At 57.3% G+C, this 279-nt stretch carries 1 protein-coding gene; it reads right to left on the minus strand.

What is annotated here, in order from left to right:
• Nucleotides 1-50: 50 nt before the first annotated feature.
• On the minus strand, nt 51-257 hold the full coding sequence (locus PZC42_RS24480; protein ID WP_252772804.1) for a homoserine O-acetyltransferase/O-succinyltransferase family protein: 207 nt from the start codon (nt 255-257) through the stop codon (nt 51-53).
• Between the last annotated feature and the right edge of the window lie 22 nt (nt 258-279).

The raw sequence follows: 279 nt of genomic DNA on the forward strand, positions 1-279 counted from the left end.
CGTTTAGCTCGGCGTAACGGGCGTGGGGGGCCAAGAAGTTAGGTTCCAGCTCAACTAAGAGGGGGGTCGGGGGCCACGACTTGGTTTTCAAAGACGCCGAAGTACTTCTTTGCCAGCCGGTGTTTTTCAACGCCGTACAGGTAGTTGGCCGCCACCATCGCCCCCCAGCACACGTAAAGTTGAAAGACCCGGGCCCGGTTCAAAACGTCAATCAGGTCACACACCTCGGCGAAGTACTCTACCTGGTCAAAGGGCAAGTTTTAGATCGGCGCCCCAGTG

The organism is Isoptericola croceus (genome assembly GCF_029382255.1).
Classification (GTDB): domain Bacteria; phylum Actinomycetota; class Actinomycetes; order Actinomycetales; family Cellulomonadaceae; genus Isoptericola; species Isoptericola croceus.